Source organism: Myxococcales bacterium, assembly GCA_016706225.1.
In the GTDB taxonomy this organism is placed as follows: domain Bacteria; phylum Myxococcota_A; class Polyangia; order Polyangiales; family Polyangiaceae; genus JADJKB01.
In genome coordinates, this window is the sequence record JADJKB010000024.1 from 134,646 (window position 1) to 157,793 (window position 23,148).

Sequence of the window (23,148 nt, forward strand, 5' to 3'; positions counted from 1 at the left end):
CGCCGCATGACAATTGTTGGCGTCGCCAAGGAGCGGGCGTCTACGATCGAGCACCTTGACCGAGCCGCCCGCCCCGCCCGAATCCCTGCCGCGACGGTTCGGGCGGTACATGCTGTTCGACAAGGTCGGCGAGGGCGGGATGGCGCGCATCTACCTCGGGCGCTTCAGCACGGAGCTCGGCGCAAAACGTCTGGTCGTGGTCAAGCAGATCTTGCCCCTCCTGGCTAGCAGCCAGGAGTTCTCGCGGCTGTTGATCGAAGAGGCGAAGCTCGCGGCCGGGCTCTCACACGGGAACGTGGTTCAAGTCATCGACCTCGGCCGCGAGGACGAGGTGCTCTACATCGCCATGGAGTACGTCGAGGGGTTCGACCTCTCGGATCTGCTCCGGCGCTGCTCACGCAGCAAGACTCCGCTGCCAATCGAGTTCTCGCTCCTGATCGTGATCGAAACCCTGCGAGCCCTCGACTACGCGCATCGCAAGAAGGACGAACACGGCAAACCCCAGGGCATCGTGCACCGAGACGTCTCGCCGTCCAACGTGCTCGTCAGCTTCGATGGTGAGGTGAAACTGTGCGACTTCGGCATCGCGCGCGCGATGGGAGTGGGTGCCGAGCTCCCTGCCGAGGCCATTCAGGGCAAGGCCGGCTACATGAGCCCCGAGGCGGCAGCGGGTGAGAGTGTCGACGCGCGCTCGGATGTATTTGCCGCCGGCGTGATCCTCTGGGAGCTCCTGGCCGGGCGCCGACTCTACCGCGGGGAGTCCGGGCGCCCGCCGTCGCTCGCGCAGGCTCGCGCCGCCGAGGTACCGGAGTTGCCCGCCCGCGGTTTGCCGGAAGAAGCGCGGCTGCACCAGATCGTGATGCGTGCCCTGGCCCGATCGCCCAAAGAGCGATTCCCCACCGCGAGGGAGTTCCTGCGCGAGCTCGAGGACTACGCGGGGGGAGCGGGACTCCTGGCGAGCCCGTTGCGCGTGGGGGAGTGGTTGATGGAGCACTTTGGTGCGGAGATCATCGAGCGGCGTCGCGCCCGGGAGCGCGCGGCGAAGGTGCACGCCGAGAAATCCGATCCATCGAACGTCGAGCTCGATTCACTCGCCGGCATGGCCGCGCCTGCAGAGCCAAGCGCTGCGGCCCCCGGGCCGGCGGAACCCGACAGCGAACCAGCGCCGGTGCGCGCCGAGAACGTCCCTCCCGCGTCGTTGGTCGGGGTCGTGCATTCTGCACGCGGACCGGACCTCGATCGCCCGCCCCAGCGCGGACCGAGCTTCCTGTTGTGGATGATGATCGGCGTCGTGTTGGCCGTGATCGCGATCGCCGCGGTGATGCGCTAGATCCTCGGGCGTGCTGCTCGCGAAGGTCGCCGTGCCCGTGCCGCTGGGCCAGGCCTTCACCTATTTGGTTCCACCTGGGCTGAAGCTGGAGCGCGGCGCGCGGGTGTTGTGCGACTTCGGTCGGCGCAAGGTGCTCGGCGTCGTGATTGAAGTAGCCGACCGCGAGCCGGAGATCCCCGTCGACAAGCTGCGTCCCATCCGTGCGTTGGTCGATGCCGAACCGGTGTTGCCAGAAGAGCTGCTCGACTTCTTGCTCGAACTCGCGCGTTATTACCTGGCGCCCATCGGTGAGGTCATGCGTCTGGCGTTGCCGGCTGTGGAGCGCACGTCCGCCCGCGCGCTGGGTGAAGACCAGGTTGCCTCCGTCGGACGCGTGGTGCAGCTTGCCAGGGCCGTTCCCGGCCCTCTGCCCCCGGGCCTCCGCGGGCAGGCTCGCGCCATTCACGAGCACCTGTCGGCGTCTGGACCGGCGGAAATCTCGGGGCTGGTGGCGCGCTGGGGGAACGCTCGCGCAGCGGTGAAACGCCTGGTGGAAGCGGGTCTCGTCTCGATCGAGGAGGCTCAGCGGAGCCGCGATCCGTTCTTCGCCCTGGAGGTCCAGCGCGACGTTCCCCCGAACCTGACGGCGCCGCAGGCCAACGCCGTGTCGATCATTGCGAGCCAACTCGACCGACGCGAGCGTGGAGCGTTCCTCTTGCACGGCGTGACGGGGTCGGGAAAGACCGAGGTCTACCTGCGCGCGGTGGAACGGACGCTGGCGGCGGGTGGGGGCGCCATCGTGCTGGTGCCCGAGATCGCCCTCACTCCTCAGCTGGTAGGGCGTTTTCGCGCACGCCTCGGCGAGCGCATCGCCGTGATGCACAGCGGACTGGGCGACGGCGAGCGACATGCCATGTGGAAAGCGCTCCGCAGCGGCGACGTGAAGATCGTGGTCGGCGCGCGCTCCGCTCTGTTCGCTCCGGTGCAGACCCTCACGCTGATCTGCGTCGACGAAGAGCACGACGGATCGTTCAAACAAGAAGAAGGTGTCCGTTACAACGCGCGCGACATGGCGCTCTTGCGTGCGCACCGCGCCCAGGCCGTGTGTGTGCTCGGCTCCGCGACTCCTTCGCTCGCGAGTGAGCTCGCCGTGCGGACCGAGCGCATCCAACGCCTGAGTTTGCCGGAGCGAGCCCGCGCGAACGCCGTGCTCCCCAAGGTCGAGCTGATCGATCTGCGGAGGGTGGGTGCGGGGCCGTCGGGACATCGCCTCTTGAGTTTGCCGTTGCACCGCGCGCTCGAGCGCACGCTGGCCGCTTCGGGGCAGGCCATCTTGTTCCTCAATCGCCGAGGCTTTGCCCCGAGCCTCTTGTGCGAGGCATGTGGCAAGGTGACGGAGTGCCCGAGTTGCTCGGTGGCCCTCACGCTCCACCGGAGCCGGCGCGCGCGGCTGACCTGCCATTATTGCGACCACGAGGCGCCCATCCCCGACAAGTGCGCGAGCTGCGGCAGCGGGCGGCTCAGTGAGGAAGGGGCCGGAACGGAGCGCATCGAGTCGGCGCTCTCCGAGGCCTTCCCGAACGCACGCATCGCGCGGCTGGACCGCGACGTGGGAGCCGGTGTGAAGGGGGAGCGCATCCTCGACCGCATGCGCAAACGTGAGATCGACGTGCTCGTTGGTACCCAGATGGTCACCAAGGGTCACGATCTTCCGGACGTGACGCTGGTCGGCGTGCTCAACGCGGACGCCGCGCTCGCCATGCCCGACTTCCGCGCAGCCGAGCGCGCATTTCATCTGCTCGTTCAGGTCGCGGGTCGCGCCGGGCGAGGGGACGTTCCTGGCACCGTCCTGATCCAGACCTGGCAACCCGAACACCCCGCGGTGATGCTGGCGTCTCGGCACGATGTAGCGGGGTTCGTGGCGCGCGAGCTCGATGACCGCCGGGAGCTCGGTTACCCTCCCTTCAAGCGCATTGCCTTGATCCGCATCGAGGCAGTGGATGAACAGCGGGCGCGGGAGCGGGCCCGTGAGCTTGCGGTGCTGGCAAAGCGTGCGGCGGGCCCGAAGGTGGAAGTGCTCGGCCCGGCGCCGGCGCCGCTGCCGCGCCTGCGCAATCGATTTCGTTTTCGCTTCATGCTGCGCGCCGAGGAGCGTGCGGACTTGCGGCCCGTGCTGCTAGCGATTGCGCGAGCACCCAGCGACCGCGCGATTCGGGTCGTCATCGACGTCGACCCCATCAACATGCTGTGACCGAGGGCCGAGATCCGCTATGGGTGGCCCCATGGCGTCACGCCGCCGAGCTCTCCTCTGGGTCACCTTGCTGACTCTGTGCCCAGGGGTTGCGCGCGCCTATGAAGAGCAGTGGCACGTGGGCGCCGGGCTTGGCGCCGCCGAGTTCGTGGGTTCGGAGTCGGGGCTCGCCCCCATGCTCGGTGTTCACGCCGCGTACGACGTCTCGGACATGTTCGACTTCCGGATCGAGCTCGGAGCGGCCCGCCACGAGTTCGTGGATGGGGAGGTGACGACGCTCTATTCAGCGGGCGCCGGCGTCGTCTACAAACTCGACGTGCTCGAGTGGGTCCCCTACGTGGGAATCCTCGGGGGTTACTACGCGTTCTCCGGTGGACGATGGCCGTCTCACCTGAAGCAGCGAGAGCTCGGTGTGTCGATTCCGCTCGGTCTCGACTACACCTTCTCGCGGACGTTCGGTGTCGGTGCGCAGATCCGCTACCATGGGTTTCAGAGCGATCCGCTCAGCGGCGTGGGGGACGCGCCGTATTTCAGCGCGCTCTTGCGCGCCGAGTATCGCATCGGCTGGTGACGAGGCCGGTCGGAGGGCTCGGATTTTCGGCCGTGCCAGCCCGGCGTGCTAGGTTCCAGGCGCGTCCGTCCGGGTGTTCCAACGGGCCTCGAATCGATCGGGGACAGCGCCGGAGCCGAAGGGCGAAAAGAGTGAGCTAGGAGCTACCGGAACCGCACCGTGACGAAACGTTTGGGGACCCTCGCATGCCTCGCGCTGGCTTTCGCGGCTTGCACGCGAGGCTCGGTGTCGCCGCCGACGCCGAGCGAGGCGGCGCCCCCCGTGCTGCAGAGTGCGCCCCCATCAGCCAGCGCTTCCACTGCGGCGGTCGGCGTCCCCGACGTTCCGCCGGCGGAGTGGACCGCGGCCATTCGCTTGCAGCGTTGGGCCGATGCGGCCCGGCTCATCGAGGCCCTCGGGCCCAAACAAGAGCGCCCCGAGGTGCGTTTCGCCCGTGCTCGGGTCGCAAGGCAGCTCGGCGACGACAAGACCGCGCTCGAGCGGCTGACCGGGCTCGAGAAGGCGCTGCCGGTGCTGGCGATGGAAATTGCGGAGCTGCGCGCGGAGGCCCAAGCGAACGTGGGCCCGTTCGAGCCTGCCGCGCGCTTCTTCGAGGCAAAGAACACCGCCGCTGCGCTGACCCGCGCGGCGCTCGCGTGGGAGCGCGCGGGGAAGTTGGCTGAAGCGCGGCGCACGGTGGACCGTGCGGTGGGGCTGGCGAGCGCGCGCAGCAAACGCAAGAAGAACACTCCGTCGAACGATGAGATCGAGGCTCGGCACACGCGGGCGCTGATCGCAGAAAAACAAGGGGCTACCGAGCTTGCCACCACTGAGCTCAGGTGGCTCGCGACGTTCGCCCCCACCGCGGACTTTGCCGGCGACGTGGACGCACGCTTGGCGAAGCTCGCACCCAAACGCGCGCTCGGAAAGCGTGAGCGCTACGACCGTGCGCTGTCGATGGCCAATGCGGGGAAGGTCGAGCTGGTGGAGCGCGAGATCGCGGCGCTGGCCACCACGGATGGCCCGGCTGTCAGCAAGGCCGAGGAGCTACACGCCCGCGCCTGGGCGCTGTATCAAGCGCGGGACTTTGCGAAGGCGTCGGAGCTCTTGCGCGAGGCATCGAAGGCCGGCGGAGAGAACGCGGCCCACGACCTGTTCTACGCAGCGCGCGCGCTGTCCCGCGCACACAAAGACGAACAGGCGATTGCCCTGTATGGCGAGGTGGCTCGGAAGTTCAAGTCCAGCGCATTTGCCGAACAAGCGCGATTTTTGGCCGCCCGGCTGCTGTATGTGAGCGGTCGCTGGAAGGAGGCGGCGACGGCCTACGCCGCCTACACGAAGCGCCACGCGAAGGCGGGTCGGTTTGCGGAACAAGTCCAGTACGAGCAAGCGGTTGCCTGGCTGGCCTCGAATCAAAATGAGAAGGCCGCCAAGGCGCTGGGCCGACTGGCGGAGGTCGAGACCAACGATCACGATCGCGCCGGGGCACAGGAGCTCGCGGCCGTGGCGCTGGCTGGCAGCGGCAAAAAGGCCGAAGCCATCAAGTTGTTCAAACGTGTGGTGGACGAGCGCCCGCTCTCGTTCGCGGCTCTTGCTGCCGCCGCCCGTCTCGCGCAGCTCGGGCAGCCGGCTCCGTCGCCCATCGAGCCGCCCAAGCTCGGTCCGGTGCGTGAGGAGCTGTCGGTGCCTCTGCCGCCAAAGGTCCGGCTGCTCGAGGCACTCGGCTTCGAGTTGGAGGCAGAGGACGAGCTGCGAGGGCAAGAGGAGGCGATTCGTCGCCAGCATGCGCCCCGCGGCGACGAAGCGTTGTGCCGCATGTACGGCGAGCTCGGGCCCGCCGCACGTCGTTACCGGGTGGGACAGCGCGCCGCACGCCCGACGGATCTCAATCGCGCGCCGGCGCCGGACACCCGCTGGCTCTGGGACTGCATCTATCCACGCCCTTACGAAGACCTGGTGCGCAGTGCGGAGAAACAGTGGGGCCTGCCGAGCGATCTGCTGTACGCCGTGATGCGACAGGAGAGCGCGTTCTCGCCGACCGTCGTGTCACCCGCCAAAGCAGTCGGACTGCTCCAGTTGATCCCTCCGACGGCCAAGAACGTCGCGAAGGAGCTGGAGCTCGCCTTCGAACCGCTGCTGCTCGCGAGTCCGGACTACAACATCCGCCTCGGTAGCTTCTACCTCTCCAAGGTCCTCGGCACCTTCGGGGGCAACGTCGCCCTGGCGGCGGCCGCATACAACGCGGGCCCGAGCGCCGTCAGTCGCTGGCTCGAGACCGGTGAGAAGCTGCCGCTCGACGTCTTCGTCGGCCGGATCCCTTACGATGAGACTCGGGGCTACGTGGGGCGTGTGGTCGGGAACCTGGCCCGCTACGCCTATCTCTCCGGAGGCGAAGCCGCCGTGCCTGCCCTCTCGCTCGAAATCCACAAGGGGCTTCGGGCTAGTCGCGAAGCCTATTGAGCGGACGCCAGAACATCCCAGACATTCCGGGGGTGTGGTGTTCTGGCGACATGACCGCGACCTCGTTGTCCCGGTCGCGGGCCAGCCACCCCCGACTTTTTCCCGACGAATTCTTGGGGGCCCGGATGTTGCTATAACGGGTGGCTCATCGGGAGGCATTGATGAAAACCGGGCTCATTCTCGTCACTTTGTTGGTCGCCGCGACCGGCTGTTCGAAAAAGGAAACCACCTCGTCCTCCAACATCCGGACCCAGGGCATTGCCGCGACCATCACGGTCGAAGCCGGCAACTCTTCGACAGAAGTCCAGGCGCTCCTGCGAGTCGGCGGAGACGAGAGCAACACTTACGTGATCCTCGAAAACGGCGACAAGCTCACGTGTGACGCCGGTGGTGACAAGAAGGACATGCACGCCGAGGCGGAGGGTGACTACCGCGTGACCTTCCCGACCAACGCGGCGGAGACCCCGTTTACCATCGCGCTCGAGCGGGACAAGGACGACCCGGCCCCCAACAACATGGTGGGCCTGCCCGCACCGTTCACCATTGGTGCACTACCCACGAACAGCCCGTCTCGCGCGAACGACGACCTCACGCTCAGCTGGGACTCGTCCGGCACCGCCGATAACATGACAGTGGACATCAAGGGTTCGTGCATCTTCTCGAAGAGCATCGACATCCCGGGTGACTCCGGGTCGTACACCATCACCAAGGGCACGCTCGACTCGACCGGAGGCGACAAGCCCGAGGCGTGTGATCTCGACATCGTGCTCAAGCGCAAGCGCAAGGGCACCACCGACGCGAATCTCGACAACGAGAGCGCGATCGAGGCAGTCCAGACCCGCACGGCGAAGTTCACCTCCGCGCCCTGAAGCTCGAGCTCAGTAGCGCCCGATGTCGAATGCGCCAAAACGGACCGCGGATGTTGCCAGCCCTCGCTGGCCGTCCGCGGCCCAGTGCGTCGTAAACGCATCCCGCAGCACCAACTCCGCGACCTTGCCGCGGGGAGAAAATCCCCACTCCGCCTCCTGCGACATGTCGTCCGGGTCGGCGTACAGGCGCCAAACGAAGAAACCCGCGAACTCCGGCACGTCGACGAAGGCGGACAGGAGCGCGTAGTAGGCCTCGGCCTGCGCCAGCTCGTCGACGACGACGTTGGTCATGCCGTCCGGCCACTCCCAGGGTTTGATGGCCGGATTGGGGCGCGTGGTGTACCCGAACTCGGTGAACAGAAGCGGCTTGTTCCAGCTCTGGCTCAGGGCCGACACACGCTTCGCGACGTCCCGTCCCCCCTGCATGAGCTCCGCCCGGCTGGCACCGTCCTTCTGGGCTAGCGGAAAGAAGGCGTTGACGCCGATCACGTCGAGCTCCCCCAGGATCACCGTTCGATCGACGTCGTCCCAGTTCGCCGCGTAGGTCAAGAGCCCCGGGTACACGCCGCGCACGTCGCGAATGATGCTCGAAAAACTGCTCGCGCGCGCGGTGGTCAGCCAGCTTCGAAGCTCGACGCCCAGCGAGAGCATCTCGACGCCGTTCTCCGCGGCAAGCTTCGCCCAGCCAAGCAAGAACTCCCGGTAGCTGGCCGCCCACGCGGCCCACTCTGGGTCACCGCCGGGATCGATCAGGGCTCGCCATCCGCCTGTCTCGACCCAGAGGTGCGGAACGAGGAGGACCTCGAGTCCGATTGCGTGCGCCTGTTCGATCGCTCTGGCGACTGCTACGCGATTCTCGGCGTAGTCGAGCTCGAAGGTGGGAGACACGCCGCTCGGCCGGAGATCCCACACCCGTCCAAACGGAGTGAAGCTCACCCAGGTCGCACCCATGCGCTTCGCCTCGAGCAGACTCCGCGCGCAGGCTTCGCTGCCGTAACCCTTCCCCGGGTGGAGTGCGCTCTCGATGGGGCCGATCGTGACTCCGCGCACCGCGCCGAAACCGCTCTCTTGCCACCCGGTCGCACGGGGGGACAACCGCAATCGGCTGACCGCTGATGGTGTCAGCGCGTGAGCATCCTGTGAGCCCAGGCCCAAGACCAGGCATGCACCGGCGAGCAACTGCGTGGCTCTAGACATGCAGCTTGCCCGCGAGGTCGCTCAACGCCTCTTCGGTGACGGCTCGAAGGTCCGGCAGCACGAGGTCGGCACCCGACTCGGCAAGCGCGGTCTCGGGGTGGCTGTGCGCCACGGCGATGCAAACCATTCCCGCCGCTTTTGCCGCTCGGATCCCTGCGACCGAGTCTTCGATGACAAGCACTTCTTCCCGGCGGAGACCCGGGAGTCGAGCGAAGGCCTGCTGGTATCCCTCCGGGTCCGGCTTGCAGCGCTGGGTGTCTTCGGCGGAAATCACGAAGCCGATGAGGCCAGTCACCCCCAAGAGCGCAAGCCCGAGCTCGATTTCGTCGCGCAGTGCGCCGCTCACGACCGCCACCGGACCCCGCTTCGCTCGCGAGCGGACGCAGTCCGCCGCACCCGGGAAGAGAGTGAGCCCGGCCTGCGCTTTCGCGAGGTACACGGGTCGTTTGCGCTCGACGAGCTCGCGCACTCGTTCTGGCGACGCCTCACGCCCATGATCCGACAGCATGGCTCCGAAGGCGCCGACGTCGTCGAAGCCGATGTACCGCTCCCAATATTCGGTCTCCGAGACGTCGAGTCCGAGGGGCGCGAGCACTTCCTGGAAGGCCGCGAGGTGCACCGCTTCGTCGTCGACGAGCACGCCGTTGAAGTCGAAGAGGGTTGCGGCGAACACCGAGGAAAACTAGCTCGAATTTTCCTCGTGTGACCCCGACAAATGTGAAAAGTCGGGAGCCTCTTCGGTGAGTGTCAGGGCCCGCGCGCGCGTGTTTTCAGGCCTTACTTCGCTCGTGACAGAAGAGCCGGGAACGCCGCTTGCATCGGCTGAAGCCTTGTGTCAGGTTCGCCGCGCTTTCTCACCTTTTGGTGTCTTCGGTAATCATGAGCAAAGGCGATCTTTTGGAGATGGAGGGCGTCATTCAGGACGCTCTCGGCGGCGGTCAGTACACCATCAAGGTGGACCAAGGCGGGGCCATCGTTCGGGCCCAGCTGTCGGGGCGCATGCGCCGGCACCACATCCGGGTGCTTCCTGGTGATCGCGTACGAGTCGCCGTTTCCCCTTACGATCTCAGCCACGGTCTGATCGTTTATCGCGGCAAGTGAGGCGCGCGGCATGCGGGCCGCCAGATTCGCCATCCGGTGTGGGTTCTGGGTCGTCGTTGCTGGCGTCAGCGCGGCGTGTGACTCGAGCCACAAACGCGGCGAGGCCTCCGACGCTTCGCCCACGGTGAGCTCGCCCAGCACCAGCCGCGAGCCCGCCCCCGAGCTGTTGTATTTGCCCGACGGTGGGGACGTTGCCCCGCCCCGCGCACCGGGCCAGGACATCTTGCCGGGACCTTGGGGCATGGGTTCGAAGCGCTGTCCCGAGGACATGGTCGATGTGCAAGGACGCTTCTGTGTCGACCGCTACGAAGCATCGCTCGTCGATGTCAAACAAGCCCGGGAGATCTCGCCCTACTACCACCCCGCTCGTATGCAGGCCGCTCGCGAGTATGGGAGGTGGCAGCGGGCCAGGCTCGAGTCGGAGGTCACTGCGTCGCGGGACATGGCCGTTCCCGTTCCCCCAGCTTGGCAGCTGAAAGAAGAGTTCGAACCCCGAGCCGTGGTCAAAGCAGGGGTCATCCCCAATGGTTACGTCAGCGGGGACCGAGCGGCCGTGGCCTGCGCCGGCGCGGGCAAACGCCTGTGCACTCAGGAGGAGTGGGTCACGGCCTGCCGCGGCGAGAAGAATCGAAAGTTTCCCTACGGAGATCGCTACGAGCAAGGGAGGTGCAACGTGTTTCGCGAGGCACATCCGGCTCAAGTTCTGCACGGCAACGCCAGCATCAATCACCTGGATCCGCGCCTGTTGAGGGTGCGCTCGAACGGCAAACCCTTGCTCAGAAAGACTGGCGAAACGCCCGAGTGCAAGAGTGAGTGGGGCAGCGACGCCATCTACGACATGGTCGGCAACCTCGACGAGTGGATCGACGAGCCGAAGGGGCGCTTCTGCGGAGGGTTCTTCTCCCGTAGTACGCGCGAGGGCTGCGACGCGAGTGTATCCGCGCACCCACCGTCGTATTACGACTACAGCCTCGGCGTGCGCTGCTGCAAGTGAGCGCGCGGTTCAGCCGCGAGCTCTCGCACGAAAGTGTCGGGTGGCCCACCACAAGGTCTCGGTTGGGCGGTGCCACGACGCCCAGGACGCGACCTCCCGCAGGTCCACAGCCGAACGACGGCGCGCCTCGTTGCTGTAGACGACGAACAGGTAGCCCTCGCAGGCGTTCTGCGACGCTTGCTCGAGATTGCGAACGTGCTCCTCGAGCAGCCAGCCTTGGAGGCGCACACTGGTCGGCATGAACGTCTGCCGTCGCGGGCGCCCGTCATCGTCGAGCTCCACCGAAACGGGTGGAGCTCGCAGCACCTGGATCGCGACGGCGAGGTCCGGCGCCGTCTCGTCGCGGGGCGCGGGGTTGGGGATGCCAAACAGCTGGCGGGTATCGATGTGGATGGGCGCCCGGCTGTCGTCGAGGGGGACGGGCGCTCGATCTTGCGTCGCAGTCGTTGCGTCGAAGTACAGCCGATCCCAGGTCTGACTCTGCGCCTGCCCCCGGATGTGCCCGCGCAGCCGGTCCCCGTATTCGAACAAGAGCTGCTGCTCCGGGTGCGGGAGGCTGAAGATCCCGGGTTTCGCGGAGAACCAGCGGGTGAGCTCTTCCCAGGTGGCTTCAGCCAGCGAGCGGAGTTGAGCGAGTGAGAGCAGGGGCGGGGGCATGACGCCCGGATTATTCGGCAACGCAGCGGCGGCCCCAAGTGCTCAAACGGGGTCAGGGCAGGGCAATAACCGCCCTGTATTGCCCGAGAGTTCGAAAGGTTGGTCGAAATGTAGGCAGATGTAGGTGCGGGCGCGTACCATTTTCCCATGTCATCGCTGCCAAAACGCAGCCTTCTTGTTCTGCTGGGTTGGGTGGGGCTCTGCGCGGGACTCGTGGGTTGTGGTCACTCTGTACAAAACAAGCTCGAAGGGCGCTGGGTCGGGGACAGCGTCGAGAACTTCGATGACCAACACATGGCCATCGCGACGGGCTGGGCGAAGGGCGCGAGCTTCGAGTTCTCGGGCACCACGTTCACCGTGGCCATCCCCGCCGAGGATCCTCGGAGCGGCAGCTACAAAGTCGCGTCGGTCAGAGAGAACGATGTCGAGCTCGCGGTGACGCGCAAAGACGGAGCCGTCGACAAGCTTCGGCTGAAGCTCGACTCGGAGCACAGCATTCGCTGGATTCTCGGCGACGAGCGCGCCATCGTGCTTCGCCGCGAGTGAGCGCGAAGCTCAGGTACCGAGCAAGAGCGCTCGCTGCGCAGCCCCGCCCTTGCTGCTCTCGGGCACTCGGACCTTCGCGGTCTGGCGCAGCACACATTCGGTAGCGGTCGGTGACAGCGGCGGGTCGAAGCGGACGGTCTGCAGCTTACCGTCGGCGCCCAGGCTGATCGCCACGTCCGTGCGAAGCTGCACGCGCACCTCGCCCTGGGCAGCGCCACTGGCAAAACAACTCGCCGCGGCGCTCGCGATCTGATCGAGCGCCTTGCCTAGCTCCGTCGCACTCGGGGCGACGGGCAGTGCAGGACGCATGGCCGAAACGCTGGGTTTGCTCGGTGGCTCAGTGGCGGGTGCCTCGGCGACGGCGGCTTGTTTGACGTGACCGCTGCGGCCATCGCTGGAGAACTGACCCGTGTCCCCGGCCCGCAGGAAGAAGCCCGCCGCGAGCCCGCGACCGCCCACCGCCACGACGCCCTCGGTGACGTCGACGGAGATGCCCTCGGCCGCACGCACGACCCGGAACTCGGTCCCATGCACCGCGACTCGTGCTTCATCCACCTCGATCACGAAGGTCTCGGGTTTGTCGCTCTTCACCACTCGCGCATTGAGCGCCCCGGAGGTGAGCCGCAGCGTGATCACGTCGCCGACACCGGCGACCGTGGCGTGGCTGCTCGGGTCCAGCGTCCAACGCGCACGCCCAGGGTGATCGACGATCAGCGCGTGCGCGCCGGCGATCACCTCGTCACCCACGGAGAGCTCGGCGCCACTTAGCTGACCGGCGCTCGGTCCGAACACCCGGGTGGCGGGGGCCGCCGCTGCCGGCGGGTTCTCGGCCACGTCCTGGCGCTGTCCGCGAAACACTCCACCGACCAGCAACAGGATCGCCGCGGCGGCGGCCAGTACGGCCGCGATGCGGTAACCACCGGCGCGGCGCGTCCGAGTCTCGTCGGCGTCGATGCGGGCGAGCAAGCGCTGCTCCATGCGCTCCCAATCGGGCTCCGGCGCCTCCACATTGCGCAGCTCCCGGGTCACGTGCTCGAGGGCCTTGGACTCACCATCATGATCGCTCATTGGTCGTCCTCCGACTGCGCACCGAATTGGACTGCAAGCGCCGCGAGACTCGGCTCCGAGCGCAGCAGCTCGGTCAGCTCCTTGCGCGCGTAGAAGAGTCGAGTGCGTACGGTCAACACCGGAGCTTCAACAATGTCCGAGATTTCGGCTGCCGACAATCCCTCGAGCTCGTGCAGCACGAACACGGTGCGCTTCTTCTCCGAGATCTGCTCGAGGAGTCGAGCGAACGCTCGCACTCGGGCGTGACGGGCCGCGTCCTCGTCCGGTGAGAGCCCCGCATCGATCGGGGTCAGGCCCTCCGGAGTCTCTACCAACACCGGCCGGCTCTTTGCGGAGCGCCGCTGCATCAACACGACGTTCACGGTCACCCGATACAGCCAGGTGGAGAATCGCGCCTGACCGCGGAAGTCCTTCACGCTCTTGTGCACCTGGAAGAAGACTTCCTGCACCACGTCATCGACGTCCGCGACGCGCCCCATCATGCGCTGAACCAGGCGGGCCACGTCGCCCCGATGCCGCAGGAAGAGCTCGCGAAAAGCCGTGCGGTCTCCGGCCTGGCAGCGCTCCACCAGGCGCTCGGACTCGTCCGCTTCCATGCTGCGGCGGCTCACCCGCTCCGGCGCAGGCGTGGGGCGCTCGAGGGCCATGGGAATGAGAAGGGCGGGTGGAACGACGACACCAGGCCACGACTGGGCCGCCGAGAGTGCTGCTGCGGGCATGTGTGGGATTGGATGCGCCCAGCCCGCGTTATTTTCATCGCCCGCTACCCGCCCCCTGAATAGCCGGCGCAGCCGGCGCACGGCCTAGAAAAGCTTGCGTAGATCCGCGGGATCTTTCTTCTTTTGCTCGAGCAGCCGGTTGACGGCCCGGAGCAATCGGGTCTTTGCGGGTCCGGTGACGGGTTTGCCCTCGAGGGCCATGCTCATCAGGCGTGGGGTGACGGGGCGGCCGGAGCGCGGCTTCGGGAGTTTCTCCTCCCCTTCCGGCTTGACGCCACGGCGCTTGGCCAGCCGCGTGCGGCGATCCTCCGGGCGGAGGTTCTCGACGTGCTGCGAGGCAATCATCACACGCCGGGGATCGAGCTTGTTGTCACTGAGAAATTGCTGGAATTTGCTGGCCATGGCGAGGGGTGCGGCGCTCGGGCCGCTCGTCAGGAGGGCCGCCATCCCGGCGGCGAGGGGCGCGGACCATAGCATGTGGTTCCGGGAGGCGGTCGCGAGAATCCGCTTTGTCCTCTCGCCCGCTTCAGGGAGTCTTCTCGGCACCATGTCCACCGCGCTCGAGACAGAGTTCGCCGAGGCCGTGGCGAAGGTGACCTCGCTCGGCCCGCCGGCGCCCACCGTGGGAGTCGTGCTGGGCTCTGGCCTCGGTGCCTTCGCCGACTCCCTCACTGGCCTCGTCAAGCTGCCCTACGCCGAGATCCCCCACATGCCGCGCTCGTCGGTGGTGGGACATGCGGGAAACCTGGTGCTCGGGCGTGTCGGGGCGGCTCGCGTGGCCTGCTTGCAGGGCCGAGTGCATGCCTACGAAGGCCATGCGCTCGAGCGTGTCACCTTCGGGGTGCGGCTTCTGGCGCGCCTGGGCTGCCGTGCGGTGCTGTTGACCAACGCCGCTGGCGGGATCCGTGACGGCTTTTCGCCGGGCGACCTGATGTTGATCGTGGACCACTTGAACCTCATGGGGCGCAACCCGCTCGTCGGTGAAAATGACGACAGCGCGGGCCCGCGCTTCCCGGACATGACCCGCGCGTACGACGTGGAGTTGTGTGATGCCGCGCGACGGATCGCCAGCGCGCAGGGCGGCAAGCTGCAAGAAGGAGTGTATGCCGGGCTGCTAGGGCCGAGCTACGAGACGCCGGCCGAGATCCGCATGCTGCGCACGTTCGGAGCCGACGCCGTGGGCATGAGCACCGTACCCGAGGTGCTGGTGCTCAGACACCGCGGCGTTCGAGTCGGGGCAATGAGCTGCATCACGAACCTGGGCGCTGGTCTCTCCGACACGCTGCTGGACCACTCGGAGGTGGAGGAGACTGCAAACAAGACCCGACAACGATTCACGCAGCTTCTCGCTAGCTGGGTCGAAGAGACGGCTCGGATCGTCGGCGGCGAACGCGCATGACGGCGGTGGACCTATCGAAGCTCGATGCCCTCGCGCGGGCCGTGCGCGAGCACGCTCACGCGCCGTATTCGGGTTTTCGGGTGGGCGCCGCGGTTCAGGCCGGAAGTGGCAAGCAGTACGTGGGTTGTAACGTCGAAAATGCGAGCTTCGGCGCCACCGTTTGTGCTGAACGCAACGCAATTGCATCGGCGATCGCCGCCGGCGAGCGAGAGATCGTCGCCGTTGCGGTGCACACCGAGGCGGAGACTCCGGCGTTGCCATGCGGCATCTGCCGACAGGTGATCCAGGAGTTCGGCCGTGACTCCGTGATCCTCTCCACCACGCCGACCGACCGCAGGGAGACCACGCTGCGAGACCTCTTGCCCGAGGCATTCGTGTTCCGGCGATGAGCCCCGATGTCACGCTCCTGCGCGGCGCGACCCTGGTCACTTGCGACGCTTCCGATCGGGTGCTGCGCGGCGATCTGCTGATTCGTGATGGTCGCATCAGCGCGCTCGGCCGTGTGGCAGCCCCCCGCGGCGCCCGAGTCATCGATGTGCGGGATCGCATCGTCTTGCCGGGACTCGTGATGGCCCACGTGCATCTGTGTCAGGTCCTCATGCGAGGCATGGCGGACGATCTGCCGCTGCTCGAGTGGCTCGAAAGACGCATCTGGCCCCTCGAGGCCGCACACGATGTTGCGAGCATCACCGCCAGCGCGGAGCTTGGCCTCGCGGAAATGGCCCTCGCGGGGACGACCGCGATCCTCGATCTTGGCACGGTGCACCACCACGACGCGGTGTTCGAGGCGTGTGTGCGCTCGGGGCTGCGTGTCGTCGGCGGCAAGACGCTGATGGACAGTGGGCGGCGGGTCCCGCGGCGCCTGAAAGAGAGCACCACGGCCTCGCTTGCCGACGCAGAGCGGCTCGAGCGTCGCTGGCGTGGGCACCCGTCCAATCGGATTCACCCCGCGTGGATCCCACGCTTCATCCTGTCCTGCAGCGAGCGGCTGATCCGCGGTGCGGGAGAGCGAGCGCGGGCGTCCGGTGCGGTGATGCACACGCACGCGGCTGAGCATCCGGGTGAACGCGCGGCCGTGAGGGGGGCCCTCGGTGCGGACGACGTCGTGATCCTCCGGCGCTGGGGGTTCTCGGGGCCGCAGGCTTCCATCGCCCACGGTGTGCAGCTGACTCCGGGACAGATGCGCGTTCTCGCCCGCGACGGCACGAGTGTCGTGCATTGCCCGAGCGCCAACTTGAAGCTGGGCAGTGGCATCGCCAACGTGGCGCGCATGCGCGCGGAGGGGCTGACCGTCGGGTTGGGCCCCGACGGCGCGCCCTGCAACAACAACCTGGACCCGTGGCTCGAGATGCGCCACGCCGCGCTCTGCGCGAGTGCGAAGTCCGGGCCCGGTGTGCTTCCGGCTCGGGAGGTGCTGCGCCTCGCAACCATCGGCGGCGCAAGAGTGCTGGGGCTCGCAGACGAGATTGGCTCGCTGGAGGTCGGCAAGGCGGCGGATCTGGTCGTCGTGACGCCGCTCACGCCGCACGCGGCACCAGCGCCGGATCCGGTCAGCACCTTGGTCTACGCGACCCAGGCGAGAGACGTCGAGCACGTCTTCGTGGCGGGTCGGGAGATCGTACGGCGTGGTGAGCTGACGACACTCGACTCCGAGCGGGTCGTGCGCGTGGCGCGTGAACAAGCACCGCGGCTGGCGCGGCGTGCGAAGCTGGCATGAGTATCCCGCTCCTGCCGGGCGAGCCGCCGGAGCTCCTGGTCCTCGACAAACCGAGTCGCTGCCCCTACCTGCCGGGGCGAGTCGCCCGCTTGCCGCTCCGTCTACCGGTTCGTGAGCTGACTCGTGTGGAGCTCGACGCAAGACTGCTCGCCGGCGATCGGCGCCAAGGCTTCGTGCTCTATCGCCCGACCTGCCCCGAGTGCGCCGCATGTGAACCGATCCGGATCCCGGTTCGCGAAATGTCCCCGCGTCGCTCGCTGCGCCGCAACGTCCGCCGCGCAGAGCAGAGTTTGCGAGTCGAGATGGGGCCGCCGACCGCGGACGCCCGTCGAGTCGAGCTGTACAACCTGCACAAACACGGCCGCGATCTGGCAGACGAGCCGAGCCCCATCGAGGCCTCGGACTACACTGATTTTCTGGTCGCGACCTGCTGCGAGTCGTTCGAGCTGCGTTACTTCTTGGGTGAGGAATTGATAGGTGTCGCGGTGACGGACCGCTCCGAAAAGGCGTTGTCGGCGGTGTATTGTTATTACGATCCAGCCCACGAGAAACTAGGCGTCGGGACGTTCTCGATCTTGAAACAAGTCGAGCTGTGCCTGAGCTGGGGGCTCGATTACCTGTATCTCGGGCTGTACATCGGGGAGTGCGACCGCATGCGCTACAAGGCGCGGTTCCTCCCGCATGAGCGCTTGATTGATGGTGCCTGGTGCCGCTTCGAGTGACGGCCCGCGAGTCCCCGGCGGCCGGTCACCGGTTGGTTTCAGGATGAAACGGCCGCTCGCTTCAGGGTCGGGACCAGCGCCAGTGCGCCGAGCAGCGCGACCCCGATGAAGAGCTGGAAGACGGCGTCCCAGCCGTAGCGCTTGCTGATCAGGGGCACGACGATGCCTTCGAGCACGGAGCCGATGGAGCCCATTCCGTTCACGAAGCCCGTCGCGGTGGCGGCAGCATGCGGGCCGCCCGCGTCCTGCGATGCGGCCCCAGAGAGCAGCGCGTCCGGGCCAAAAAGGGTGGCGCCCACCAGGGCGAGCCCGAGCACCGTGACCAGAGTCGAGCTCGCTCCGAGCCGTGAATAGAGCAGCAGCGCCAAGGTCAGACCGACGAGCCCCACCGCCGAGAGCAGGGAGCGCGAGTAGTGGCGCAAGCGATCCGACGCAATGCCGAGTGCGATCACTCCCACCACGCCGCCGACCTCGAAGGCGATCGACACGTACCCCGCGCGTTCTTCGCCGTAACCGCGGCGGCTGGCCAGAAAGTAGGGCAGCCAGAACAACAGCGCATATCGAATGAACTTGATTGCGCAGTAGCTGGCGCCGTAACACCAGAGCACGGGGTTCTTCAGCACGGCGCGCTGAGCGACACGACGCGCGGTCGCGAGCTCGGTTGCAGTACCGGTCGATGCAGGACCGGGTGCGAGCCACACGAGAACGGCGAGTGCGACCAAGACTAGCCATAGCGCGGGACCATAAAATGCGCCGCGCCAGCCGTAGCGGCCGAGCAGAAACGCAGCGAGGGCAGTCGCCGCGATGCCGCCAACCTGATAGCAGGTCGCCCAGAACGCCATGACGGTGCCGCGGTTCGCCTTCGTGGTCCACTCGGCCATCGCCCGCGTGGTGCCGGGCCAGCCGGTCGATTGCGCGAGCCCGTTCACGGCGAAACACACACCGAACACCAGTGCCGAGCTCGAGGCGCCGAAGGCCGCGCACGCGACGGCGGAGGCGAGCATGCCGAACCCAACCAGGCGACGAGCTCCCAGGTGGTCGCCGAAGAATCCGCTCAGGAACTGCCCCACCGAGTAGGCGGCGAGGAACGAGGTGTCGATGGCACCGAGGGCGCTCTCGGAGACGCCGAGCTGGTCGTGCAGGGACTTCTTCGCGACGCTCAGGCCCTTGCGCCCGGCGTAGTACGAAGCGTACGCGAGCCAAGAGAGAGCCCAGACCACCCAGCGATAGCGCGGCACAGGCCCCGCACGCTAGCGCCCGGGGTATCACTGCCGCAAGCGGACGGGCGCGGCCCCGACGTTGGCGGTGAGTGACCATGACCTTGACGTGGACTTCGACATTGACGGCGACGGCGACGTGGACCTGGCCCCCACACGTTGACGCCCAGAGCATCTTGGTCAAGATGGCGACGACGCGCTCGAGGTGCTCCGGCGGAATGCAGAAACGCTTGACGTTCATCCGCCCCGAGCCCCCGGCTTTGCGCTAGAACCCCTTTCCGGGATCGGGCGACCCACGACTCGTGCATGCAACGCTTCGGAACGTCGTCTGATACGAGCAACCAGGAGCGATCCCTTGACCCGACTCATGCCCCGCCTGTTCACCCTTGCGTTGTTGCTCTCCCTCTATGCTCTCGTGGCTCACGCGGGGCCCAGCTGTCCCGACGGGCTAGTGCCCAATTCAAAGGGCCAGTGTGTCGCGCCGCCGACCTGCCCTCCGGGCAAGGTACTGGTCGTCAACAAGTGCTTCGACGCCTGCCCCAAGGGTTCGACGCACGACAGCACCGGCAAGTGCACGGTCTGCACCGACGGCTACTACAAGGATCCGAAGTCGGGTGCTTGTGTCGCGCCGCCGACCTGCCCTCCGGGCAAGGTACTGGTCGTCAACAAGTGCTTCGATGCCTGCCCCAAGGGTTCGACGCACGACAGCTCCGGCAAGTGCACGGTCTGCACCGACGGCTACTACAAGGATCCGAAGTCGGGTGCTTGTGTCGCGCCACCGACCTGCCCTCCGGGCAAGGTACTGGTCGTCAACAAATGCTTCGATGCCTGCCCCAAGGGTTCGACGCACGACAGCTCCGGCAAGTGCAGGGTCTGCACCGACGGCTACACCAAACACCCGAAGACGGGCGCTTGTGTCGCGCCGCCGACCTGCCCTGCGGGTAAGGTGCTGGTGATCGACAAGTGTTTCGATCCTTGCCCCAAGGGTTCGACGCACGACAGCTCCGGCAAGTGCACGGTCTGCACCGACGGCTACGCCAAACATCCGAAGACGGGCGCTTGTGTCGCGCCGCCGACCTGCCCTGCGGGCAAGGTGCTGGTCATCGACAAGTGTTTCGATCCTTGCCCCAAGGGTTCGACGCACGACAGCTCCGGCAAGTGCAGGGTCTGCACCGACGGCTACACCAAACACCCGAAGACGGGTGCTTGTGTGGCCGTGAGCAAGTGAGCTCCCGGACGCCAGCGCTCATGAAGGCTAGCTGAGCCGACGAACGCTGGCCGACGGGGTCGGCGGATTTCGCCGCTCAGTCGAACGATCGGTTCTCGGCGTCCTCAATCTGCGAGAGTGCGGCGGCCAAGGCGTCCTTGGCTCGCTCGAGCGCGCCCTTGTCGTCGTTCCACTTGGCGCGGGCCTTTTCCAGTCGGGCAGTCTCTTCGGCCAGCTTGCTCGCAGTCTTTTCCAGGTCACTGCGAGTCGTGGCCAGGGAACCGTCGAGCTCCGAGATCCTTCCGTCGCGCTGCCCGATGATGTCGCGCGCCGCGGTGTGTTCGCTCTTTTCGCGCTCCAGTGAGCCTTCGAGGGAGGCGATCTTCTCATCCCTCTCGGCAATCGTCGTGTTCGCAGCGTCGCGCTCTTCGGTTCGCTGTTGGAGGTCGCCTTTCAACGACGCGATCTGCGCGTCGCGCGTGGCTTCGCTCTCCTCCTTGGCGCTCTTCGTGTCGGCGAGCTGTTGTTCGTTCGCGCGAAGCTCGGCCCGAGTTGTGTCGTGGGCCTCGGTCAGGCGGGCTTCTGCCGCCTCGCGTTCCGCCGCCAGCTCTGCCTCGCGTTCGGCCAGCCGCGCGGCTGCCGCGGCTGCCGCGTCCTCCATCGACTGTGCGTGCTCGGCCTTGAGCTTGTTCATCGCGTCTTCGTTGGCGCGATGCAGGGCGGCCATCTTGGAGTCGTATTCCTTCTTGAGCTCCGCCTCGCGGCCGGCGATGGCTTCGGCCTGAGCACGCGTGGCCGCCTCAGCCGCTGCCTCGAGGGCTTGCGCCTCTGCCTCCGCCGCCTTGGCCTCGGCGGTCTCGACCGCCGCAGCCAGATCTTGGCGACCTTGCTCTTCGGCCGCGGCAACGTCCTTCTGCCGTTTGGCTTCGGCGTTCTCGAGCGCCTCTTGGTGCTCGGCGCGGGTGGATGCTTCCTTCGCGTCCCGGGTCGCCGAGTCGCGCGCCAGGGCCTCTTTGGCCTCTTCCACCTCGAGGCCCCTTGCCTCGAGCTCTCCTTGCAACTTCTCGCTCTTGCGCTTGAAGTCGTCCGCTCGCTTGCTGGCCTGCTCCTTGTCGGCTCGGGTGGCATCGAGGTTCTTCTGCGAGTCGGCGAGCTGTCCTTCCAGCTCTGTGATCCGATCGTTCAGGTCGGCCTTGTCGCGGTCACCCTTCAGGGCGCTGTCCCGCAGCCCGAGCAGCTCCTTGTCCTTGCTCGTTGCTGCCTCTCGCAGGTCGAGCAGCTCCTTGTCCTTCTTGTTCAGCTGCTCGCGCAAATCGAGGAACTCGCGCGCAGAGCTGCCTCCGCCCTTGCCGGCGGAAGAGAGCTTGGCCTTGGTCTCATCGAGCTCACGCTTGAGCTTCTGGACCTCGGCGTCTTTGCTCGCCTCGCGGCTCGCGACGTCCTCCAGCTCGCCCGCCTTGTCCTTGGCGCCCCTCAGCTCCGCTTCGAGCTCGGCCGTACGCGCGCGGAGTTTGTCGACCTCGGCCTGCAGAGCGACGTCGGCGGACGAAGCTCTCGGGGGAATCGACGCACCGCGCGGTGGCGGGCGGGCGGCTTCGGGCTCAGGCTCAGGCTCAGGCTCAGGCTCAGGCTCAGGCTCGGGCTGCTGGATCGCGTTGAAGGCTTGCTCCGCAAAATGGGAGAGATCTCCATCTGCTTTGGGCTCATGCGTGACCGTTTGCTCTTCGCTCGCTAGCGGCTGCGCGTCGTCGAGCACGATCTCGTCGTCGATGACGATGTCGTCGCTGGGTGGGGGATCAGTGAACCCAGCCCCTTCTGGCAGGCTCACGAACGCGCGGGCACGGGCTGCCAGGTCGGCGAAGGAAATCGGCTTGTGCAGGTAGTCTTCAGCGCAGGTTCTCAGCCGGCGATGTTGCTCGAAGGTCTCTTCGGTCGAGTCGCTGCTCATGATGATCAGCGGCACGTCCTTCAGAGCAGGGTCGCGCTTGAGCTTGTTGCACACCGAGAAGCCGTTCATGCGCGGCAGCTCGATCGACAACAAGATCAAGTCGGGTTTGTCCGCTGCCGCGGTCTGCAGGCCGACGTTGGCCTCGTCCACCACCGTCGTTTCGCAGCCGAGAACGCTGAGCCCATCCTTGATCAGCGCCGCGAATTCGGCGTCCGCTTCGAAGACCAGAACCTTCATCTCGTACTTTCCGCGGGGGGTGGTGCGACACCTTCACGGTGCCGGACAGGCAACGCAAGGCGCCCACAATATCGGGCACTTGCAGCAGGGTCAAACAGGCTGTGGGCCACCGCCCCCGGTGTTGGCGCGAGCGGCCTTTTCGTCGAGACCACTGGTCCCGGCTCGGCGGGCGAGCTCGGCGATCACTTCGTGAAGTGCCACGCCCCGAGCCCGCAACCCTACGAGCAGGTGAAACAAGACGTCCGCGGCCTCGCTCGAAACCCTGTCGTTCGACTCCCCTTGGAGCGCGCAGGCGAACTCGTCGGCCTCTTCCCGGATCTTCGCCGTGATTTTCTCGACTCCGCTCTCCACGAGCGAGCGTGTGTAGCTGCGCGCATCAACACTGCTCGCCCGTTCGGCGATGACCCGCTCGAGCTCCAGCAGGTAGGGCGCGGGATCCTGCGTTTGTCCGGCAACCGACTGGAAAAAACAGCTGGGTCGGCCCGTGTGGCAGCTCGGACCCTCGGGATCCACCGACACCAGCAGCGTGTCACCGTCGCAGTCGATGCTGACCCCGTGGACTCGCAGCCGATTTCCGCTCGTCGCGCCCTTCTGCCAGAGCTCCTGGCGCGAGCGACTATAAAAGGTGGCCCACCCGCTCTCGAGGGTCTGCGTCAGCGCCGCCTGATTCATCCAGGCAACCATGCGAACCTCGCCCGTCAAACGATCTTGCGCGACGGCCACGACCAGCCCGCGTTCATCCCATTTCAGGTCCACGCGCCGAGTCTATTCGCGATTGGGGTCGGGCGATGGGCCCACACGCCTTGCGTCCGTGGGCGGTGGGCGGGGGATCGGGCGAGGGGGCCGCGGCCCCCATGCCCCACGCCAGCTGGGGGCGAGACCCCGCAGTGAGCCAGAGAATGTGGCGCTTTCGTCGGTGTTTGTAGGTGGCCCGGAACCTGCTTTTACATTCGCCGGGGCTCAGCCCCTTCGGAGGAAAC

The 23,148-nt window shown here is 66.9% G+C and carries 22 protein-coding genes; 13 read left to right on the forward strand and 9 right to left on the reverse strand.

The genetic code is table 11. From position 1 onward, the window contains the following. The first annotated feature begins 55 nt into the window (after positions 1-55). The 5 genes from IPI67_36465 to IPI67_36485 all read left to right on the forward strand — a co-directional run bounded on the left by IPI67_36465 (position 56) and on the right by IPI67_36485 (position 7,439). Entirely contained in the window at positions 56-1,330 is a 1,275-nt protein-coding gene (locus IPI67_36465; GenBank protein ID MBK7585668.1) for a serine/threonine protein kinase, read from the forward strand. Positions 1,331-1,340: 10 nt separating this feature from the next. Next, positions 1,341-3,560: a primosomal protein N' gene (priA, locus tag IPI67_36470; GenBank protein ID MBK7585669.1), complete on the forward strand. Its 2,220-nt coding sequence runs from the start codon at positions 1,341-1,343 to the stop codon at positions 3,558-3,560. 31 nt (positions 3,561-3,591) lie between these two features. After that, entirely contained in the window at positions 3,592-4,131 is a 540-nt protein-coding gene (locus tag IPI67_36475; protein MBK7585670.1) for an outer membrane beta-barrel protein, read from the forward strand. 159 nt (positions 4,132-4,290) lie between these two features. Next, entirely contained in the window at positions 4,291-6,570 is a 2,280-nt protein-coding gene (locus IPI67_36480) for a transglycosylase SLT domain-containing protein (GenBank protein MBK7585671.1), read from the forward strand. 161 nt (positions 6,571-6,731) lie between these two features. Continuing rightward, positions 6,732-7,439 (forward strand): hypothetical protein, encoded by a 708-nt coding sequence (locus IPI67_36485; GenBank protein ID MBK7585672.1) that lies wholly within the window; start codon positions 6,732-6,734, stop codon positions 7,437-7,439. Between the two features lie 9 nt (positions 7,440-7,448). Here the strand turns inward: IPI67_36485 and IPI67_36490 are convergent, their stop codons facing one another. Both IPI67_36490 and IPI67_36495 read right to left on the reverse strand, forming a co-directional pair. Then, positions 7,449-8,489, reverse strand: a complete 1,041-nt coding sequence (locus IPI67_36490) for a hypothetical protein (GenBank protein ID MBK7585673.1) — start codon at positions 8,487-8,489, stop codon at positions 7,449-7,451. Positions 8,490-8,628: 139 nt separating this feature from the next. After that, on the reverse strand, positions 8,629-9,309 hold the full coding sequence (locus IPI67_36495; protein MBK7585674.1) for an HAD family phosphatase: 681 nt from the start codon (positions 9,307-9,309) through the stop codon (positions 8,629-8,631). A 206-nt stretch (positions 9,310-9,515) separates the two neighbouring features. Between IPI67_36495 and infA the strand changes: the two genes are divergently transcribed. Both infA and IPI67_36505 read left to right on the forward strand, forming a co-directional pair. Then, complete coding sequence (infA, locus tag IPI67_36500; protein ID MBK7585675.1) at positions 9,516-9,737, forward strand: translation initiation factor IF-1; 222 nt, start codon at positions 9,516-9,518, stop codon at positions 9,735-9,737. 10 nt (positions 9,738-9,747) lie between these two features. Continuing rightward, the gene (locus IPI67_36505; GenBank protein MBK7585676.1) at positions 9,748-10,731 is read left to right on the forward strand and encodes an SUMF1/EgtB/PvdO family nonheme iron enzyme; all 984 of its coding nucleotides are present in this window, start codon (positions 9,748-9,750) and stop codon (positions 10,729-10,731) included. 9 nt (positions 10,732-10,740) lie between these two features. Here the strand turns inward: IPI67_36505 and IPI67_36510 are convergent, their stop codons facing one another. Further along, positions 10,741-11,388, reverse strand: a complete 648-nt coding sequence (locus IPI67_36510; protein MBK7585677.1) for a hypothetical protein — start codon at positions 11,386-11,388, stop codon at positions 10,741-10,743. 147 nt (positions 11,389-11,535) lie between these two features. Between IPI67_36510 and IPI67_36515 the strand changes: the two genes are divergently transcribed. Beyond that, positions 11,536-11,934: a hypothetical protein gene (locus IPI67_36515; GenBank protein ID MBK7585678.1), complete on the forward strand. Its 399-nt coding sequence runs from the start codon at positions 11,536-11,538 to the stop codon at positions 11,932-11,934. A 9-nt stretch (positions 11,935-11,943) separates the two neighbouring features. Here IPI67_36515 and IPI67_36520 read toward each other — a convergent pair whose 3' ends face one another. From IPI67_36520 to IPI67_36530, 3 genes are all read right to left on the reverse strand, one after another. Continuing rightward, positions 11,944-13,002, reverse strand: coding sequence for a FecR domain-containing protein (locus IPI67_36520; GenBank protein ID MBK7585679.1), 1,059 nt, complete (start codon positions 13,000-13,002; stop codon positions 11,944-11,946). Continuing rightward, positions 12,999-13,721 (reverse strand): sigma-70 family RNA polymerase sigma factor, encoded by a 723-nt coding sequence (locus IPI67_36525; GenBank protein ID MBK7585680.1) that lies wholly within the window; start codon positions 13,719-13,721, stop codon positions 12,999-13,001. The genes IPI67_36520 and IPI67_36525 overlap by 4 nt, the downstream gene beginning before the upstream one ends. 84 nt (positions 13,722-13,805) lie before the next feature. After that, positions 13,806-14,168 carry a hypothetical protein gene (locus IPI67_36530; protein MBK7585681.1) on the reverse strand — a complete coding sequence of 121 codons (363 nt, stop codon included), beginning with the start codon at positions 14,166-14,168 and terminating at the stop codon, positions 13,806-13,808. Between the two features lie 100 nt (positions 14,169-14,268). On the opposite strand from IPI67_36530, the gene IPI67_36535 reads away from it, so the two are divergent. The 4 genes from IPI67_36535 to IPI67_36550 are packed head-to-tail and all read left to right on the forward strand — an operon-like array spanning position 14,269 to position 17,559. Then, entirely contained in the window at positions 14,269-15,120 is an 852-nt protein-coding gene (locus IPI67_36535; protein ID MBK7585682.1) for a purine-nucleoside phosphorylase, read from the forward strand. Further along, positions 15,117-15,509 (forward strand): cytidine deaminase, encoded by a 393-nt coding sequence (locus tag IPI67_36540; GenBank protein ID MBK7585683.1) that lies wholly within the window; start codon positions 15,117-15,119, stop codon positions 15,507-15,509. Before IPI67_36535 ends, IPI67_36540 begins: the two co-directional genes overlap by 4 nt. Next, positions 15,506-16,837: an amidohydrolase family protein gene (locus IPI67_36545; GenBank protein MBK7585684.1), complete on the forward strand. Its 1,332-nt coding sequence runs from the start codon at positions 15,506-15,508 to the stop codon at positions 16,835-16,837. Before IPI67_36540 ends, IPI67_36545 begins: the two co-directional genes overlap by 4 nt. Further along, on the forward strand, positions 16,834-17,559 hold the full coding sequence (locus IPI67_36550) for an arginyltransferase (protein ID MBK7585685.1): 726 nt from the start codon (positions 16,834-16,836) through the stop codon (positions 17,557-17,559). Before IPI67_36545 ends, IPI67_36550 begins: the two co-directional genes overlap by 4 nt. A gap of 38 nt (positions 17,560-17,597) precedes the next feature. On the opposite strand, the gene IPI67_36555 is transcribed toward IPI67_36550, so the two are convergent. Continuing rightward, positions 17,598-18,797 (reverse strand): MFS transporter, encoded by a 1,200-nt coding sequence (locus tag IPI67_36555; protein ID MBK7585686.1) that lies wholly within the window; start codon positions 18,795-18,797, stop codon positions 17,598-17,600. Positions 18,798-19,143: 346 nt separating this feature from the next. On the opposite strand from IPI67_36555, the gene IPI67_36560 reads away from it, so the two are divergent. Then, complete coding sequence (locus tag IPI67_36560; protein MBK7585687.1) at positions 19,144-20,004, forward strand: hypothetical protein; 861 nt, start codon at positions 19,144-19,146, stop codon at positions 20,002-20,004. Between the two features lie 76 nt (positions 20,005-20,080). Here IPI67_36560 and IPI67_36565 read toward each other — a convergent pair whose 3' ends face one another. Together IPI67_36565 and IPI67_36570 are read right to left on the reverse strand one after the other, a co-directional pair. Beyond that, the gene (locus IPI67_36565) at positions 20,081-22,168 is read right to left on the reverse strand and encodes a response regulator (GenBank protein MBK7585688.1); all 2,088 of its coding nucleotides are present in this window, start codon (positions 22,166-22,168) and stop codon (positions 20,081-20,083) included. A gap of 90 nt (positions 22,169-22,258) precedes the next feature. After that, positions 22,259-22,924: a bifunctional phosphoribosyl-AMP cyclohydrolase/phosphoribosyl-ATP diphosphatase HisIE gene (locus tag IPI67_36570; protein ID MBK7585689.1), complete on the reverse strand. Its 666-nt coding sequence runs from the start codon at positions 22,922-22,924 to the stop codon at positions 22,259-22,261. Positions 22,925-23,148 lie beyond the last annotated feature (224 nt).